The 13,970-nt window shown below is 71.7% G+C and carries 14 protein-coding genes and 1 pseudogene; 6 read left to right on the top strand and 9 right to left on the bottom strand.

From position 1 onward, the window contains the following. Positions 1–197 precede the first annotated feature (197 nt). Positions 198–476 carry a DUF6479 family protein gene (locus tag ACWGIG_RS14625; protein WP_453321926.1) on the top strand — a complete coding sequence of 93 codons (279 nt, stop codon included), beginning with the start codon at positions 198–200 and terminating at the stop codon, positions 474–476. A 30-nt stretch (positions 477–506) separates the two neighbouring features. Here ACWGIG_RS14625 and ACWGIG_RS14620 read toward each other — a convergent pair whose 3' ends face one another. The 4 genes from ACWGIG_RS14620 to ACWGIG_RS14605 form a co-directional block, all read right to left on the bottom strand. Continuing rightward, positions 507–713, bottom strand: a complete 207-nt coding sequence (locus ACWGIG_RS14620) for a cold shock domain-containing protein (RefSeq protein WP_453321925.1) — start codon at positions 711–713, stop codon at positions 507–509. A 160-nt stretch (positions 714–873) separates the two neighbouring features. After that, the gene (locus ACWGIG_RS14615) at positions 874–2,805 is read right to left on the bottom strand and encodes a bifunctional metallophosphatase/5'-nucleotidase (protein ID WP_453321930.1); all 1,932 of its coding nucleotides are present in this window, start codon (positions 2,803–2,805) and stop codon (positions 874–876) included. Positions 2,806–2,988: 183 nt separating this feature from the next. After that, positions 2,989–3,603: a dihydrofolate reductase family protein gene (locus tag ACWGIG_RS14610; RefSeq protein WP_453321924.1), complete on the bottom strand. Its 615-nt coding sequence runs from the start codon at positions 3,601–3,603 to the stop codon at positions 2,989–2,991. A 158-nt stretch (positions 3,604–3,761) separates the two neighbouring features. Continuing rightward, positions 3,762–4,094, bottom strand: a complete 333-nt coding sequence (locus tag ACWGIG_RS14605) for a hypothetical protein (protein ID WP_453321923.1) — start codon at positions 4,092–4,094, stop codon at positions 3,762–3,764. A 208-nt stretch (positions 4,095–4,302) separates the two neighbouring features. Here ACWGIG_RS14605 and ACWGIG_RS14600 point away from each other — a divergent pair, with 208 nt between their 5' ends. Beyond that, positions 4,303–5,109 (top strand): SDR family oxidoreductase, encoded by an 807-nt coding sequence (locus ACWGIG_RS14600; RefSeq protein WP_453321922.1) that lies wholly within the window; start codon positions 4,303–4,305, stop codon positions 5,107–5,109. Here ACWGIG_RS14600 and ACWGIG_RS14595 read toward each other — a convergent pair. The 4 genes and pseudogenes from ACWGIG_RS14595 to ACWGIG_RS14580 all read right to left on the bottom strand — a co-directional run bounded on the left by ACWGIG_RS14595 (position 5,082) and on the right by ACWGIG_RS14580 (position 8,667). Beyond that, on the bottom strand, positions 5,082–5,939 hold the full coding sequence (locus ACWGIG_RS14595) for a CPBP family intramembrane glutamic endopeptidase (RefSeq protein WP_453321921.1): 858 nt from the start codon (positions 5,937–5,939) through the stop codon (positions 5,082–5,084). The two genes, ACWGIG_RS14600 and ACWGIG_RS14595, sit on opposite strands and share 28 nt — an antisense overlap. A gap of 226 nt (positions 5,940–6,165) precedes the next feature. Then, positions 6,166–7,362 (bottom strand): serine hydrolase domain-containing protein, encoded by a 1,197-nt coding sequence (locus ACWGIG_RS14590; RefSeq protein WP_453321920.1) that lies wholly within the window; start codon positions 7,360–7,362, stop codon positions 6,166–6,168. Positions 7,363–7,502: 140 nt separating this feature from the next. Beyond that, a pseudogene (locus tag ACWGIG_RS14585) lies at positions 7,503–7,737 on the bottom strand (cupin domain-containing protein); the annotation flags it as partial. 9 nt (positions 7,738–7,746) lie between these two features. Beyond that, positions 7,747–8,667, bottom strand: a complete 921-nt coding sequence (locus ACWGIG_RS14580) for an alpha/beta fold hydrolase (protein ID WP_453321919.1) — start codon at positions 8,665–8,667, stop codon at positions 7,747–7,749. 151 nt (positions 8,668–8,818) lie between these two features. On the opposite strand from ACWGIG_RS14580, the gene ACWGIG_RS14575 reads away from it, so the two are divergent. After that, positions 8,819–9,505, top strand: a complete 687-nt coding sequence (locus ACWGIG_RS14575) for a TetR/AcrR family transcriptional regulator (protein ID WP_453321918.1) — start codon at positions 8,819–8,821, stop codon at positions 9,503–9,505. Positions 9,506–9,518: 13 nt separating this feature from the next. On the opposite strand, the gene ACWGIG_RS14570 is transcribed toward ACWGIG_RS14575, so the two are convergent. After that, a complete protein-coding gene (locus ACWGIG_RS14570; RefSeq protein WP_453321917.1) occupies positions 9,519–10,325 on the bottom strand; it encodes a siderophore-interacting protein in 807 nt (268 codons plus the stop codon). 119 nt (positions 10,326–10,444) lie between these two features. Between ACWGIG_RS14570 and ACWGIG_RS14565 the strand changes: the two genes are divergently transcribed. From ACWGIG_RS14565 to ACWGIG_RS14555, 3 genes are all read left to right on the top strand, one after another. Beyond that, positions 10,445–11,032: a GNAT family N-acetyltransferase gene (locus ACWGIG_RS14565; RefSeq protein ID WP_453321916.1), complete on the top strand. Its 588-nt coding sequence runs from the start codon at positions 10,445–10,447 to the stop codon at positions 11,030–11,032. Positions 11,033–11,073: 41 nt separating this feature from the next. Further along, on the top strand, positions 11,074–12,267 hold the full coding sequence (locus ACWGIG_RS14560; protein WP_453321915.1) for an aminotransferase class V-fold PLP-dependent enzyme: 1,194 nt from the start codon (positions 11,074–11,076) through the stop codon (positions 12,265–12,267). A gap of 191 nt (positions 12,268–12,458) precedes the next feature. Next, positions 12,459–13,931: a pyridoxal phosphate-dependent decarboxylase family protein gene (locus ACWGIG_RS14555; RefSeq protein ID WP_453321914.1), complete on the top strand. Its 1,473-nt coding sequence runs from the start codon at positions 12,459–12,461 to the stop codon at positions 13,929–13,931. Positions 13,932–13,970 lie beyond the last annotated feature (39 nt).

Genomic DNA, 13,970 nt, shown 5'->3' with positions numbered 1-13,970 from the left:
ACCGGGCTCCGTCCGGCCGGGGCCCGGGTCTTCCGGCCGCCGCCGGTGGCGGCCGGAAACCGCCCGTCCCGGATGCACGCCGACCCCGCCCGGAACCGACACGCCGTAGGTGCCCGATTTCACCCGGGTGCCTGCGAATGACTCCCCACGGACACCCCCGATTGCTGGGCGCGCGCATCGGGGGTACCCAGGGACACATGAACTCTTCCGTGGTCCTGTCGGCCGAGCACACGGCTTCCCTGCTGCTCATCGTGCTGGGCGTCCTGCTGGTACTCGTCCTGCTGGGGGCCTTCGCCTGGGGAAGCCGCCGTGCGTCGAGGAAGCGGCAGGTTCCCGACGTGGACGGGGCGCAGCCGACCGGGGGAAGCCAGCACGGCAGGACCTGGCAGACGCCCGACGACGACCCCGAGCAGGGCCACCCGCACCGCCCCGAGGGCCACCGCCACCGCCCGGACCAGGACCCCCCGCAGCACTGAGAGCCCTACGGCCCCGCAGCGCCGAGGGCCCTACGGCCGCACCTCCTTCGCCTCGAACCCGCTGGATCCCAGGGTCAGGGCGAAGGTGACCTGCTGTTCGGGGGAGAGGCTCTTGCAGTCGCCCTCGATGTCGTCGCGCCGGACGGCTATCGGGTCCTGCCAGCCGAGCGGCACGATGAAGCCCCGGCCCGCGGCCCGGTCCCACCAGTCGACGAATCCCGTGCACCGGTTCTCCATGCCAGCCCCATCTCCTCGGGGCGCGCCCCCCGACCGCGCCGCGCGTGCCCCCCGCCTCCCCTCCCTCTCCCTCGACTCTCCCGGCATTCACGCGAACTGCCCACCCCACAGGCACCGGCACTGGGCCGAACGGCCGAATTCGACGGCGCCCGGGCGGACCTCAGCAGGGCGGCCGGTGCCCGCCGCCCCGCCGGGCACGGGGACCGCCGGCCGTGAGGATCGCGGCGACCGCCGGCGGCAGCGGGCTGCCGTCCTCCCGTACGGGCACGGGCGGGTCGGTGATCCGCCCGGCAGCGGCGGCGGCGCTCCGCAGCCCCGCGTTCTTCGCCGTGACGCGGTCCAGCGCGGACGGCTTCAGCACCTGCCGGTCGCGCACGTAGGCGATGAAGCTCTCGAAGTCGCGCTGGTGCCGGTAGGGCTCCCGGTACGTGCTGAGCGCCGGGTATCCGTCCATGCCCAGGAAGGTGTACGAGGCGGTGGCCACCCGGTAGTCCCGGTCGAGCCGCAGCGGTGCGCCGTCGATGCGCACGTCCGACGGGGCGACGCGGTCGCCGACGGCACCGGCCGCGTCGAAGGCGTACCGCACGTTGCCGGACACGGCCAGTGGTGCGAACCGCAGCCCGCCGCCGGGACCGGTGGACCACTGCTGCTCCAGGGCGTCGTGGAGCTGTTGCCCCGTCACCGTGGCGCAGACGGTCGGGCAGCCGTAGCCGATCGCCCGCCACGCCTGCCCGAAGCTCACCGTGCCGTCGGAGCCTGCCGCCGGAATCAGATCGCCGCGCACGAAGGACTGGCCGACCGTCGGCGCGAGCGGGACGAGGGCGAGGTCGGCGGGGGAGTACCGGTGGATGTTGGAGTCGTCGTGCGACGGCACGGGCCTGCGCGCCGCCCACAGCGCCCAGTCGGCGGCCAGGTCGCCCATGGTGCTCTGCCCCAGCGCGTTGCGGGTACGGGTGAGCGGCGCGCTCTGCGTGCCGATCCGGCTGCGCTCGCGCCCTGCGGCCTGCCCGGCCCAGTAGTCGGCGATGGCCTTGAGGTCGCGGTGCGGGGTGACGTCACGGGTGTTGGGGTGGCTGGTGGAGACGGTCAGCTCCCGGACGACCCTGCCGGTACGGGGGTCGAGCCTGAGGTTGATCTCGTTGATGACCTGGCCGTGGAACCCGGCCTCGACGAAGGGTCTGGGCACGCCGTTCGGGTCGGGCACCATCATGTTGAACCGGCAGTGCCAGTGCCCGGTGACGATGGCGTCGATGTCGGGGGAGACCTTCAGGGCCAGGTCGTAGGCGGGCCCCGAGGGGTCGCTGCCGCTGTTGAAGTCGGCGCCCGCGACCGCGCCGTCGTGCATGCTGAGCACGATCGCGTTCACCCCGCGCCGCTTGAGCTCCTTCGCGTACCGGTCGGCGGTGGCGACGTCACCGAGGGTCTTCAGGCCGGGGTGGAAGGAGTTGGGCATCAACTCGGCCCCGACGACGGTGAGATGGATGAACCCGATCGGTATCCGCCGCCCGTGCGGCCCTCGTACCCACTCGACGTGGTACGGCGGCAGGACGGTCCGCCCGCCGCGGGTACGGACCACGTTGGCGGAGTAGTACGGGAAGTCCGCACCCCGGAAGCGCCGTCCGGTGGAGTCGCGGAAACCGGTGTCCTGCCCGACGACCGGGTACGGCCTGCCCCGCTCCATGTGCTGGATCAGATGGGCGGGGGACTTGTCGAACTCGTGGTTCCCCGCGGTCGCGAAGTCGAGGCCCAGCTTGTTGAGGGCCTCGACCGTCGGCTCGTCGGAGAACGCGGCGGCGTCGAACTCCCACCCGGAGAAGAGGTCCCCCGGCGCGAAGAACAGCGAATTGCGCCGCCCGTCGCGCAGCCGCTCCAGGTGCGTGCCCATGGCGGCGACCCCGCCCACCGAGTACGTCCTGCCGCCGTTGCCGCGGATGACGGAGTCGCTGCCGGTCGGACCCTGCAAGTACCCGTGCAGATCACTGATGTTGAGCAGTTGCACGTCGACGTACTCGGTGGCGGTGGCGGCGTCGCGGGCCGCCTCGGACGCGTAGGCCGGGACACCGAGGGCGGTGGTGGTGGCCAGGGCTCCCAGTGCGGTGAGGAAGGTCCGGCGGCCGGGTCCGGCCGGGGGCGAACACGGCTGAGGGGAAAGGGTGTTGGGCGGTGTGGTGCCATGTGGTGTCGTCACCCGTCGATGGTGAGAACACCAAGGTGAAGACCCCGGATATCACGCACATCGTGCGCATGACTGCATCACGCCGTCCCCATGAATCCCTTATTCGGCAGTCCCGTACTCGGGCTTCCCCGCCCGCTGGTAGGAGCAGTACTGCACGCCCGCGCCGGTGGTACGGGACTCGGTCAGCGTCCAGGCGGCGGGGGCGGCGCCCTCGTGGAAGAGCCGCTTTCCGGTGCCGAGGACCACGGGGCTCACCAGCAGCCGGTACTCGTCGACGAGGTCGTGCTGCTGCAGGGTGGCGATGAGATCGCTGCTGCCCTGCGTCATGATCACGCCGTCGACCTGCTGCTTGAGCCGTGCGACGGACTCGGCGGCCTCGCCCTTGAGGAGATGGGAGTTCTGCCACTCCAGCGTGTCCAGGGTGCGCGAAGTGACGTACTTCGGCATGGAGTTGAGCTTCCCGGCGATCGATGCGTCCGGGTCGGCGACCTTGGGCCAGTAGCCGGCGAAGATGTCGTACGTCTTCCTGCCGAGCAGCAGGTGGTCGACGGACCGCTCGAAGACCCGCTCCATCAGCTCGCCGAAGTCCTCGTCGATGTACGGAGCCAGCCAGCCGCCGTGCTCGAAACCCGCGCTGTCGTCCTCACCGGGGCCGCCGGGACCCTGGATGATCCCGTCCAGGGTGACGAACGCGGTGACGATCAGTGTGCTCATGATGCTGCCTGCCTTCCGGGTGCGGGATTCGCTGTGCGTGATTCCCTGTGCCTGATTCTCTGGGCGTGATTTCCTGGGCGGAAATCTCCGTGCACCCGGTATGACTCCCCGGCCGGCGAAAACTCATCGCGGTCGCAGCCGCGTGGGCGGGCCGGACGTCAGGCGACCGTGAGGTGCAGTACCTGCGACACTCCGAGCAGCCGCGTGCTGCGGTGCAGGTGGTACGAGACGTTGACCTTGGCGGGGGCGGAGGGAAGGGTGTCGGCGGGAACCGAGAAGACGACGCTGCCCGCGGGGCCGACGGTGAGGCCCTCCACGTACTCCTTGCCGGAGCCGGTCAGCCACAGGTTCACCTTGTCGCCCTCCTCGGCGGTCGGCCGGGCGTTGACCGTGACGTGCACGGCGTCGGTGGGCATCCGCCCGCGGTTCAGTTTCCCGTCGAGCGCTTCGGCGACGGCGGGGGCGGGCAGCAGGTCCTGGTCGTGCGTCATGCGGTTCTCCTGGAGGTGGTGATGCGGTGGTGGATCTTGCAGTGCCTGCCCGCATCGGCCCGGTTCACCCGCGGTCGGTCCGGGACGTACGTCACACCACGGCGCGCACGGTGTCACATCCGGGAGGGGTCGTACCGTCGCGGTGGGTGAGACCGACAGCTGCGCGGGACCGGGTCGCCGGGGCCGCACCTCACGGAAGTTGCCCCACGTGACGAACCTGATTCTGGTGACCGGCGGTACCGGCCGGCTCGGCGGTGTGCTGGTGGACCGGCTCCTGACCGCCGGACACGCCGTCCGCGTCCTGAGCCGCGGTCCACGGCCCGCAGCGCGCCCCGCCGGGAGGCCGCAGTCGCCCGACTGGGCGGTCGGCGACCTGCTGACCGGCCGGGGTCTCGACGAGGCACTCACCGGAACCAGCACCGTCATCCACTGCGCCACCGGCAACAACCGCACGGACGTGGACGCCCTCCGCCGGCTCACGGCGGCGGCGCTGCGGACCGGCCGCCCGCACCTGATCTACCCGTCCATCGTCGGCATCGACCGGATTCCCCTGCCCTACTACAGGGCGAAGCTGGAGTCCGAACGGCTCCTGGAGGATTCGGGCCTGCCCTGGACGGTCCAGCGCGCCACCCAGTTCCACGAGCTGATCGCCTGGATGTGCTCGGTCCAGCGGCGGCTGCCCGCGGTCCTGATGCCCGCGGGCGTCAGCTTCCAGCCCGTCCACGCCGGTGACGTGGCCGACCGCCTGGTCTCCCTCGCCGGTACGGGGCCGGGGGGCCGGGCGGACGACATGGGCGGGCCCGAGGTGCGTACCGCCACCGACCTGGCTCGGGCCTGGGCGCGGGCGTACGGCAGCCGCCGTCCGGTGCTGGCGGTGCCGGTGCCGGGCGCGGCCTTCCGCGCCTACCGGCAGGGGGCCCACCTCGCTCCCGGGCACGCCGTCGGCCGGACCACCTTCGCGCAGTACCTGGAGGCTGCCGCACCACCTCACCCCCGGTCCACGCGCGCCGCGTAGTACGAGGGGCGGAGCCGGCCGGTCAGGGCCAGGAACGCGACGAAGGAGCCCATCGCGATCCAGCCGGGCCAGCCGGTGAGCCCCATCTGCAAGGGGTCGAGCCGGGCCGTCGGATCGGCGAACTCCTTGACCATCCCCACACTCACCGTGCTCGTGAAGGCATGGCCGACCACGGCGGGGACGACCGACCCCGAGCGCAGCCGCAGCCAGGTGAAGACCGGCAGGACGAGGACGCAGCTCACGACCATCGCGGGCACCGTCACGTACCAGGACCTTCCCGGGTACTGCCCGCCCATCAGCAGGGTGGGCAGGTGCCACAGCGCGAAGGCCGCACCGGTGAGCACGTACGCCCGTACCAGTCCTGCGGTGCCGCCCTCCCGCACCAGGCGCGGGAAGAGGAAGCCCTGCCAGCCCAGCTCTTCGCCGAAGAACAGCGGCAGGGACACCAGCATCCCCGCCACCGCCGCGGCCGCCCACGTGCCGAGCCCGCTCCACTGCACCCCGCCGAAGGGGTAACTGCCCGCCAGGGCGCCCAGGGTCAGCGCCGCCGCGGTGAGTCCGGCCGGGACCGCGAGGCCCAGCAGGCAGGCCCGTACGGTACGCCCCCAGGGCTTCGGCCACCGCAGGGCGAGGGCTTCCCGCACCCCGGCGCGGCGCTCGACGAAACGTACGGCGAGGAGCGCGGCGAGAGCGGGGGCCAGCATCGCGGCCGAGATGCACACCTGCTCCAGCGTGCCCGTCGACTCCCTCGCGTCGCCGCGTCGGAAGCCGCCGAGCAGCAGCGGAGCCATGGCCACCCACATGCCCGCGTAGGCGGCGACGAGGTACACGAGGAGGCTGCGCCGCCTCCTCGCCGGAGACGAGGAGGCGGGCAGGGAGGCGGGTAAGGGCGGGGGTGCGGAATCCGTGGAGATCGACATGGGCCGGACGCTACGGGGTGGTGCGAGGGCGAAGAATCCGGCTGACGACACCTCCGGCGGGGGACGTAGCACCACCCCTCCGGGGGAGCTGGAGCCACTGGGCGAGTGCGAGTGCGCCTGCGGGCGCGTCCGCGGTTCAGTCGGAGGGGGGCGGGGCGGGGCAGTACTCGGCTTCCAGGATGTTGGTCGGGTTCCCCACGTTCCAGTCACCGTTGCGGTTGGAGGCGAACTGGTGGCGGCCGTCCTCGGTGGTCATGGCCAGGGAGAGCGACCCCACCATGCCACCGCCGTGGCCCCAGAGCGTGGTGCCGCAGCTCAACCGCATTCTGGTGAGGCCCAACCCGTAGGCCATGTCCGGGTCTTCGGGGTTCTGCACGGTGGTCTTCATGGCCTTGAGCTGCTTCGGCGGAAGCAGCTTGCCGCGCAGCAGGGCGCGGTAGAACCGGTTCAGGTCGCCGGTGGTGGAGATGATGTCGCCGTCGGCCCAGCCCTGCGACCCGTTCATCTCGGTGACGTCGTCGATGCGGTCGGGGTCCGACGGGAACAGTTTGGAGTAACTGCGGCTGCTGGGGCGGGGGATGTGGATGCTGTTGCCCGGGTTCGAGGTGGAATTCAGGCCCAGCGGTTCGATGATGCGGTCGCGGACCTCCGCCTCGTACGTCCGGCCGCCCGCCTTCTCGATGATCAGCCCGACCAGGATGTAGTTGGTGTTGGAGTACGAGAACCGGGCGCCGGGATCGAACAGCGGCGGGTGGGAGAGAGCCACCTTCACGTGCTTCTCGGGCGGCAGGGTGTCGTAGCGGTGCTTGAGGTAGCCCTCGCCCCGCATGTAGGTGTCGATGTACTCCTCGTCGGCCAGGTAGTCGAACAGGCCGCTGGTGTGGCTGAGGAGCTGACGGACGGTGATCTTACGGCCGTCGTTGCCGTTGCCGCGCACGACGCCGGGAAGGTGGCGCTCCACGGTGTCGTCGATGCTCAGTCTGCCCTCCGCCTCCATCTGGAGCACGACGGTCGCCACGAACGACTTGGTGATGCTGCCGACCCGGAACCGGTCGTTCTTGCCGCGCGGTGCACCGGTCTTCAGGTTCCCGACGCCCGCCGTCGACTTCCAGACGCCGTGGGCGTCGTGCGCCTGGCTGGTGATGCCGGGGATGCCCGCCTTCACTTCCGCTTCCATCACGCGCCGGGTCGCCTCGTGCCGCGCCTTCGCGGCGGTCGCGGGGGAGACGCCGGGCCCGGACGAGGCCTGGGCGGGGGCCGTGAAGGCGGTGGCCGCCATCGCGGTCGCCGCGAGTCCCACCAGGCCGGCCCGTGCGGTCTTTCGTAGCGTCATGTCGTGCTCCTCACCGTTTCGCTGTGCGGGACCCGTTCGGCACTCGTGCGGTTCCTGGGGAACCGGTGGGGTCCGCTTTCACGACAGGACCGCAACCGACCCCGGGAGGGTTGAGCCAATCGTGGGAGTGGCCGATTCTCCTACGGCCAGCGGAGGTTTTGCTCCTCCTCCGGTCCGTCTCCGGCCCGTCGGTGAATTCGGTCGCGGGTTCCCATGACGGCCGGTTGGCCGGTGACGTTGGCGAAGGTGTGCGAGGCGCCGGTCGGGGCCATGACGAGCGTTCCCGCCGTCATGTCGTGGCCCCTTCGCGCCGATCGTGAACCGCACCGCCCCGGAGATGGCGTAGAAGCCCTCGTCGTGCTGGGCGTGCCGGTTCGCGCCCCCTCACCGCGCCCCTGACGTGGCGTCGGCCAGGCTGCGGATCGCGCCGGCGACGCTCGCCCAGGAGCGTTCGGGGAACTCGTGGCCGACCCGGGGCAGCAGCATCAGGTGTGCGCCGGGGATCCGGGAGGCGATCGCCCGGCTCGCCGCAGGTTTGATGAGCGGGTCGTCCGCACCGTGCAGGACCAGGGTGGGCCGGGTGACGGCACTGATCGGCGGGCCGTGCCACTGCGCGCCGATCTGGCGGCTCTGCGCCTGCTGGTCGTGCATGCCGCTGTCGGCGTTGCGCACGGCGGCTTCCCTGGCCGCCTCCTCGTCGAAGGGGTGGTTCGGCGAGGCGACGAGGCGCGAGACGGCGAGGCCGGCCTCGACGGCTCCCTCGGGAGTGTCGGGGAACTTGAGACGGGCGAACTTCGCCAGGGTGCCCATCCGGATGAAGCGCATGGTCCGCAGCCCGGAGACGTCGCCGGGCACGGCGGCCATGGTGATGAGCGTCCTGACCCGGTCCGGGTGCCGCAGCGCCACCCGCTGGGCGACGGCGCCGCCCAGCGAGACGCCCAGCAGGTGTGCCGATGACCACCCCAGGGCGTCCATGACCACTGCGGCGTCGTCCGCCATGTCCTCGGCCGAGTACGCCTCCCCGCGCTTGGCGAACAGTGCGGAGATGGGGTTCCGGGTGGCCGTGGGCGGGAGGTGGGTGGAATCCCCGCCGTCGCGCTGGTCGTACCTGGCCACCGCGAAGCCCTGTGCGGCCAGCAGGTGGCAGAGCCCGTCCGGAATCCAGTGCCGGTTGGCGCCCAACCCCGTTGCCAGCAGCAGCGGTTCACCGTCCGGCCCCTCGGTGAACCGGTCGTACGCCAGGCGCACGGCGCCGTTCCCGGCCCAGCGGACAGGGCCCCACGGATGTGTCGACGACGAGGACATGTGGACCTCCCACGGCTACGATTAACTGCGATCGGTGTTCGCAGTTTTAGAGTAACGGATGAACCACCGGCAGCGGGAGAGCGGGGCGAGGGGACAAGTGGAGCGAAAAGCCGAGCAAGCGGGGCGAGCGGGGCGGGAATCCGAGGCAGTCGTGACGGTCTGGGACCGGCCGGAACGGGGTACGCGCGGCCCCGCGGCCGTCCACAGTCGCGCGGAGCTGGCCGCCGTCGCCGTCGAGCTCGCCGACCGCGGCGGCCTGCCGGCGGTGTCGATGCGCGCGGTGGCCCAGACGCTGGGCACGGGCCAGGCGTCCCTCTACCGCTACGTCTCGGGACGCGAGGACCTGCTCGACCTGATGGTGGACGCGGTGGCGGGAGAGGTCGCACTCGACGTACCGCTCGGCGGCGACCCCGTCGAGGACCTGACCGCGCTCGCGTCCCGTACGAAGGCCGTCCAGCTACGGCACCCCTGGCTGACCGACGTCCCGCCGGAACCGCTCCGGCTGGGCCCCCGGGGTCTGGACTTCCTGGAGTACGCGCTGCGGGCTCTGGCCCCCGTCCCGCTGCCGGGCCGCGCCAAGATGGAAGTCGTGGCGCTGATGAGCGCCCTGGTCGCACAGTTCGCCCGTACGGAACTTCAGCACAGCGGCGCGTACGACGGGGCCGACCGCCGTGCCGCGCAGGCCGGTTACCTCGGCCGGGCGGCCGGCCGGGGGGACCGGCCGCATCTCGCGGAGGCCATGGCCGGGGCCTCCGGGGCCGACGGGGCGGAAGATCCGCAGGTGATGTTCGAGCGGGCCGTGCGCAGGGTGCTCGCCGGGCTCACCTCGGCGGGGTGAGCCCCGGTGAAGGTCACCGCCAGTAGCCGGTGAAGGTCACCGCCTCCTTGCCGAACCCCCGGTCCGTGACGAGGTGCCGCCGCACTCCCGCGGCGAGCCGCTGGCCGCCTGCGGCCCACGCGTATCCGGGCCCGTCCGGCAGCGTGGCCGCGCGGACCGCCGCGAGCGCCGAATCGCCGGGCGGCGAACCCGCGCCCCTGGTCACCCAGTGGACGGTGGTGCCCTCCCGGGGTGCGACCGGCTGCGCGTCCTCCGGGTCCCGTATCTCTATGAACACCTCGGTCCGCACGGTGTCGGTGGTCGAGCCGATGATGCCCACGATGGCGGGCAGCGCGGTCTCGTCACCGACCAGCAGCCGCCACCGGGCGGACTCGGGCGGCAGGAAGGTGATGCCCTCGTCGAAGATGCCGAGTTCGTCTCCCGGCGCGGCGTCCCACGCCCACTTGGCGGCGGGCCCCAGCTCGCCCTTCTCGTCCTCGTGCAGAACGAAGTCGATGTCGATCTCGGGGCCTTCGCCGTACGTTCCCTCCGCACGGTGGTGGCGCACGGTGTAGTTGCGGCCGACGGGCCGGGTGTCCTTCGGCATCAGGAAGTACTCGGCCATCCACAGCCCACTGGTCCGCCTCGGCAGCCGCAGCCCCTTCCCGGTGGGCAGGAACAGGCGGAACCACTGGTCGTACCCCATCGGCCGGAAGCTGCTCAGGGCCGGGCCGCCGATCGTGACCCGGACGAAATTCGGGCTGATCTGCTTGCGCGCCACCACCTGCGCGACGAGGAACTCCCGCCGCTCCGGCTTGCGGTACTTCCCGTCCTTGGCCATCGCCCCACCCTCCATGGTCCACTTAGGGTAGGCAAACCTAACAGATTCGAGGGGGATGAGTACCGGCAACCGCAGGTGAAACGAGGAGCGGGCGAGCCCTGCCGTGCCACTGTGGTGCCATGACGATCGAAGTGCGTCCGGCCACGGACTTCGAGGACGTACGCGTCCTCCTCGGCCCGAAGTCGCCCTCCGCCAATGTCTGTTGGTGCCTGAGTCACCGGATCCCCTCCAGGCTCAACAACGAGTTGCGCGGACCCGCCCGCGGTGCGTACGTCGCCGAGCTGTGCCGTACCGGGCCGCCTCCCGGCGTCCTCGCCCACGACGGGGACGAGCCGGTCGGCTGGGCCGCCGTGGCGCCGCGCGCGGACACCTCCTTCGCCCGCAACCGCAAGATCCCGCACGTGGACGACCTGCCGGTCTGGTCGCTGTGGTGCATCCGGGTGCGGCCGGGTCACCGGAAGAAGGGGATCTCGCACGCCCTCATCGCCGGCGCCGTCGAGTTCGCCCGCGCGCACGGTGCGCCGGCGGTCGAGGCGTACCCCTTGGACAACGGTGACGCGAAGGTCGACCTGACGATGGCGTACGCCGGGCTCCGGAAGAACTTCGAACGCGCCGGATTCGTCCACGCCGCCGACACCACCTCGGTACTGGCCGGCCACCCCCGGATCCTCATGCGCCTCGACCTGCGCCGACCACGGGCCACCTGAAACGACCGATTCTCCGGAACAGCAGAAGGGCAGTCACCCGCATGGACATCGAGACCCTCCGCCGCGACACCCCGGGGTGTGCCCACCGGGTCCACCTCAACAACGCCGGCACCGCACTGACGTCCCGTCAGACCCTGCACGCGGTCACCTCGCACCTGGAACTCGAAGCCACGATCGGCGGCTACGAGGCCGCGGCGGTCGCCGCCGACCAGATCGAGCACACCTACGACGCCCTGGCCCGCCTGGTGGGCGCGCACCGTGACGAGATCGCCGTGGTCGAGAACGCCACCCGCGCCTGGGACATGGCCTTCTACTCCCTCTCCTTCCGTCCGGGCGACCGCATCCTGACGGCCCGCGCCGAGTACGTCAGCAATGCCCTGGCCTACTTGCAGACCGCCCGCCGGTACGGGGTGAGCGTCGAGGTGGTTCCCGACGACGAGAGCGGCCAGCTGGACGTCGACGCGCTGCGCACGATGATGGACGAGCGGGTGAAGCTCATCTCGGTCACCCATGTGCCGACCGGGGGCGGCCTGGTCAACCCGGCCGCCGGGATAGGCAAGGTCGCGGCCGAGTTCGGCGTCACCTATCTGCTGGACGCCTGCCAGTCCGTCGGCCAGTTGCCCGTCGACGTGGCCGAGATCGGCTGCGACCTGCTCACCTCCACCGGCCGGAAGTACCTGCGCGGCCCGCGCGGCACCGGCTTCCTCTACTGCTCCCGGAACATGCTGGAGCGCATGGACCGGGAAGGTGCGGAACCGCCTTTCCTGGACCTGCACTCGGCGTCCTGGACGGGCTCCGACACCTACCGGGTGCGCGACGACGCCCGCCGCTTCGAGACCTGGGAGGCGTACTACGCGGGGAGGATCGGCCTCGGCGTCGCCGTGGACGCCGCCCTCGGCCTCGGGCTCGACGCCATCGAGCAGCGCGTCACCCGGCTCGCCGGCGCCCTCCGCGGGCGGCTGCGCGACCTGCCCGGCGTCGAGGTGCACGACCGGGGCGGGCGGCAGTGCGGGATCGTCACCTTCACCGTCGAGGGTCACGACCCCCGCCGCATCGCCGACGAGCTCCGGGCCCGGTCGGTGAACGTCTCGGTCGCCGTCGCCGACCACGCGCGCTGGGACTTCGTACCCCGTGGGCTGGACACCGCGGTCCGGGCGTCGGTGCACTACTACAACACCGACGAGGAGCTGGACCGGCTGCTCGACGCACTGCCGGGGGCGTCAACCCGGTCGTGACACAGGGGCTTTGGTGTGGGCCGCGGGCGCGTGTTGCCTTTTCGAGCGATGGTTAGGTTAGGCTAACCTTAGTTACTCGTTGTGCCGCTTCCTGCTCACTGTGCTCGCGTACCCACGTGCTCACGTGCTCACGTGCAGGCACACGTGCGCAGGCACACGTGCCCACCTCCCCTATCTCCGGAGGACCGTTGATGAGTCCCCTCGCGCCCAGGTCCCACCTGCTCAACGACCTGAACGCGGAGGCCTACCGCCGCTCCGTCATCGCAGGCGTCGAGCGGGTGGCCGCCACACTGGCAGGCACCGTCCACCCCCACACCGGGATCACCCCCGCCCAACTCGCACCCGTCGTCGACGCGGTCGACCTCGACCGGCCGCTCGGCGACCCCACCGCCGCCCTCGACGAACTGGAGGAGGTCTACCTCCGCGACGCCGTCTACTTCCACCACCCCCGCTACCTCGGGCACCTCAACTGCCCCGTCGTCATACCCGCCGTGCTCGGCGAGGCCGTGCTCTCCGCGATCAACTCCTCCCTCGACACCTGGGACCAGTCCGCGGGCGGCACCCTCATCGAGCGCCGCCTCGTCGACTGGACCGCCCGCAGGGCCGGTCTCGGCCCGGCCGCCGACGGCATCTTCACCAGCGGCGGTACGCAGTCCAACCTGCAAGCCCTGCTGCTCGCCCGCGAGGAGACGAAGGGGGCCGACCCCACGAAACTCCGCGTACTGGCCTCCGCCTGCAGTCACTTCAGTGTGCAGAAGTCCGCCGCACTGCTCGGCCTCGGCCCCGAAGCGGTGATCGCCGTGCCCGTCGACCGCGACAAACGGCTGCGAGCCGTCGCGCTCGCCCGCGAGCTGGAACGCTGCGCGGCCGAAGGGCTGATCCCCATGGCGGTGGTCGCCACCGCGGGCACCACCGACTTCGGCTCCATCGACCCGCTCCCCGAGATCGCCGCACTGTGCGCCGGGCACGGGGTGTGGATGCACGTGGACGCCGCCTACGGCTGCGGGCTGCTGGCCTCCGGCACCCGCAGACACCTCCTCGACGGCATCGAACGCGCCGACTCGGTCACCGTCGACTACCACAAGTCCTTCTTTCAGCCGGTGAGTTCGTCGGCGCTGCTGGTACGGGACCGGGCGACGCTGCGGCACGCCACCTACCACGCGGACTACCTCAACCCGCGCCGTACCGCGGCCGGCCACCTCCCCCCGCAGGAACAGCTCCCCAACCAGGTCGACAAGTCGCTCCAGACGACCCGGCGCTTCGACGCGCTCAAGCTCTGGATGACGCTCCGGGTGATGGGCGCCGACGCGGTCGGCGGACTCTTCGACGAGGTCTGCGCGCTCGCCGCCGAAGGGTGGCGGCTCCTGGAGCGCGACCCGCGCTTCGAAGTGGTGGTGCGGCCCCAGCTGTCCACCCTCGTCTTCCGGTACGTGGCGCAGGGCGCGGCCCCGGAGCTGGTCGACGGCGCCAACCTCCATGCGCGCGAAGCCCTGTTCGCTTCGGGGGAGGCGGTGGTCGCCGGGACGAAGAGCGACGGACGGCACTACCTCAAGTTCACCCTGCTGAACCCCGAGACCGCCCCGGCCGACATCGCCGCCGTACTCGACCTGATCGCCGGGCACGCCGAGCAGTACCTGGAGGACTCCCTTGTCCGCGCCTCGTGACCGGCCCGCACCGCCCGAGGGCCCCGAGGGCCCCGGCCG

This window comes from Streptomyces sp. NPDC054863 (assembly GCF_053610825.1).
Note: the sequence above shows the minus strand (reverse complement) of the source record. Positions and strands in the feature narration are given on the sequence as shown.

Excerpts from the sequence above, each read along its gene's own strand:
- ACWGIG_RS14625 (WP_453321926.1), top strand. The coding sequence starts at position 198 with ATGAACTCTTCCGTGGTCCTGTCGGCCGAGCACACGGCTTCCCTGCTG.
- ACWGIG_RS14620 (WP_453321925.1), bottom strand. The coding sequence starts at position 713 with ATGGAGAACCGGTGCACGGGATTCGTCGACTGGTGGGACCGGGCCGCG.
- ACWGIG_RS14610 (WP_453321924.1), bottom strand. The coding sequence starts at position 3,603 with ATGAGCACACTGATCGTCACCGCGTTCGTCACCCTGGACGGGATCATC.
- ACWGIG_RS14605 (WP_453321923.1), bottom strand. The coding sequence starts at position 4,094 with ATGACGCACGACCAGGACCTGCTGCCCGCCCCCGCCGTCGCCGAAGCG.
- ACWGIG_RS14590 (WP_453321920.1), bottom strand. The coding sequence starts at position 7,362 with ATGACGCTACGAAAGACCGCACGGGCCGGCCTGGTGGGACTCGCGGCG.
- ACWGIG_RS14580 (WP_453321919.1), bottom strand. The coding sequence starts at position 8,667 with ATGTCCTCGTCGTCGACACATCCGTGGGGCCCTGTCCGCTGGGCCGGG.
- ACWGIG_RS14570 (WP_453321917.1), bottom strand. The coding sequence starts at position 10,325 with ATGGCCAAGGACGGGAAGTACCGCAAGCCGGAGCGGCGGGAGTTCCTC.
- ACWGIG_RS14565 (WP_453321916.1), top strand. The coding sequence starts at position 10,445 with ATGACGATCGAAGTGCGTCCGGCCACGGACTTCGAGGACGTACGCGTC.
- ACWGIG_RS14560 (WP_453321915.1), top strand. The coding sequence starts at position 11,074 with ATGGACATCGAGACCCTCCGCCGCGACACCCCGGGGTGTGCCCACCGG.
- ACWGIG_RS14555 (WP_453321914.1), top strand. The coding sequence starts at position 12,459 with ATGAGTCCCCTCGCGCCCAGGTCCCACCTGCTCAACGACCTGAACGCG.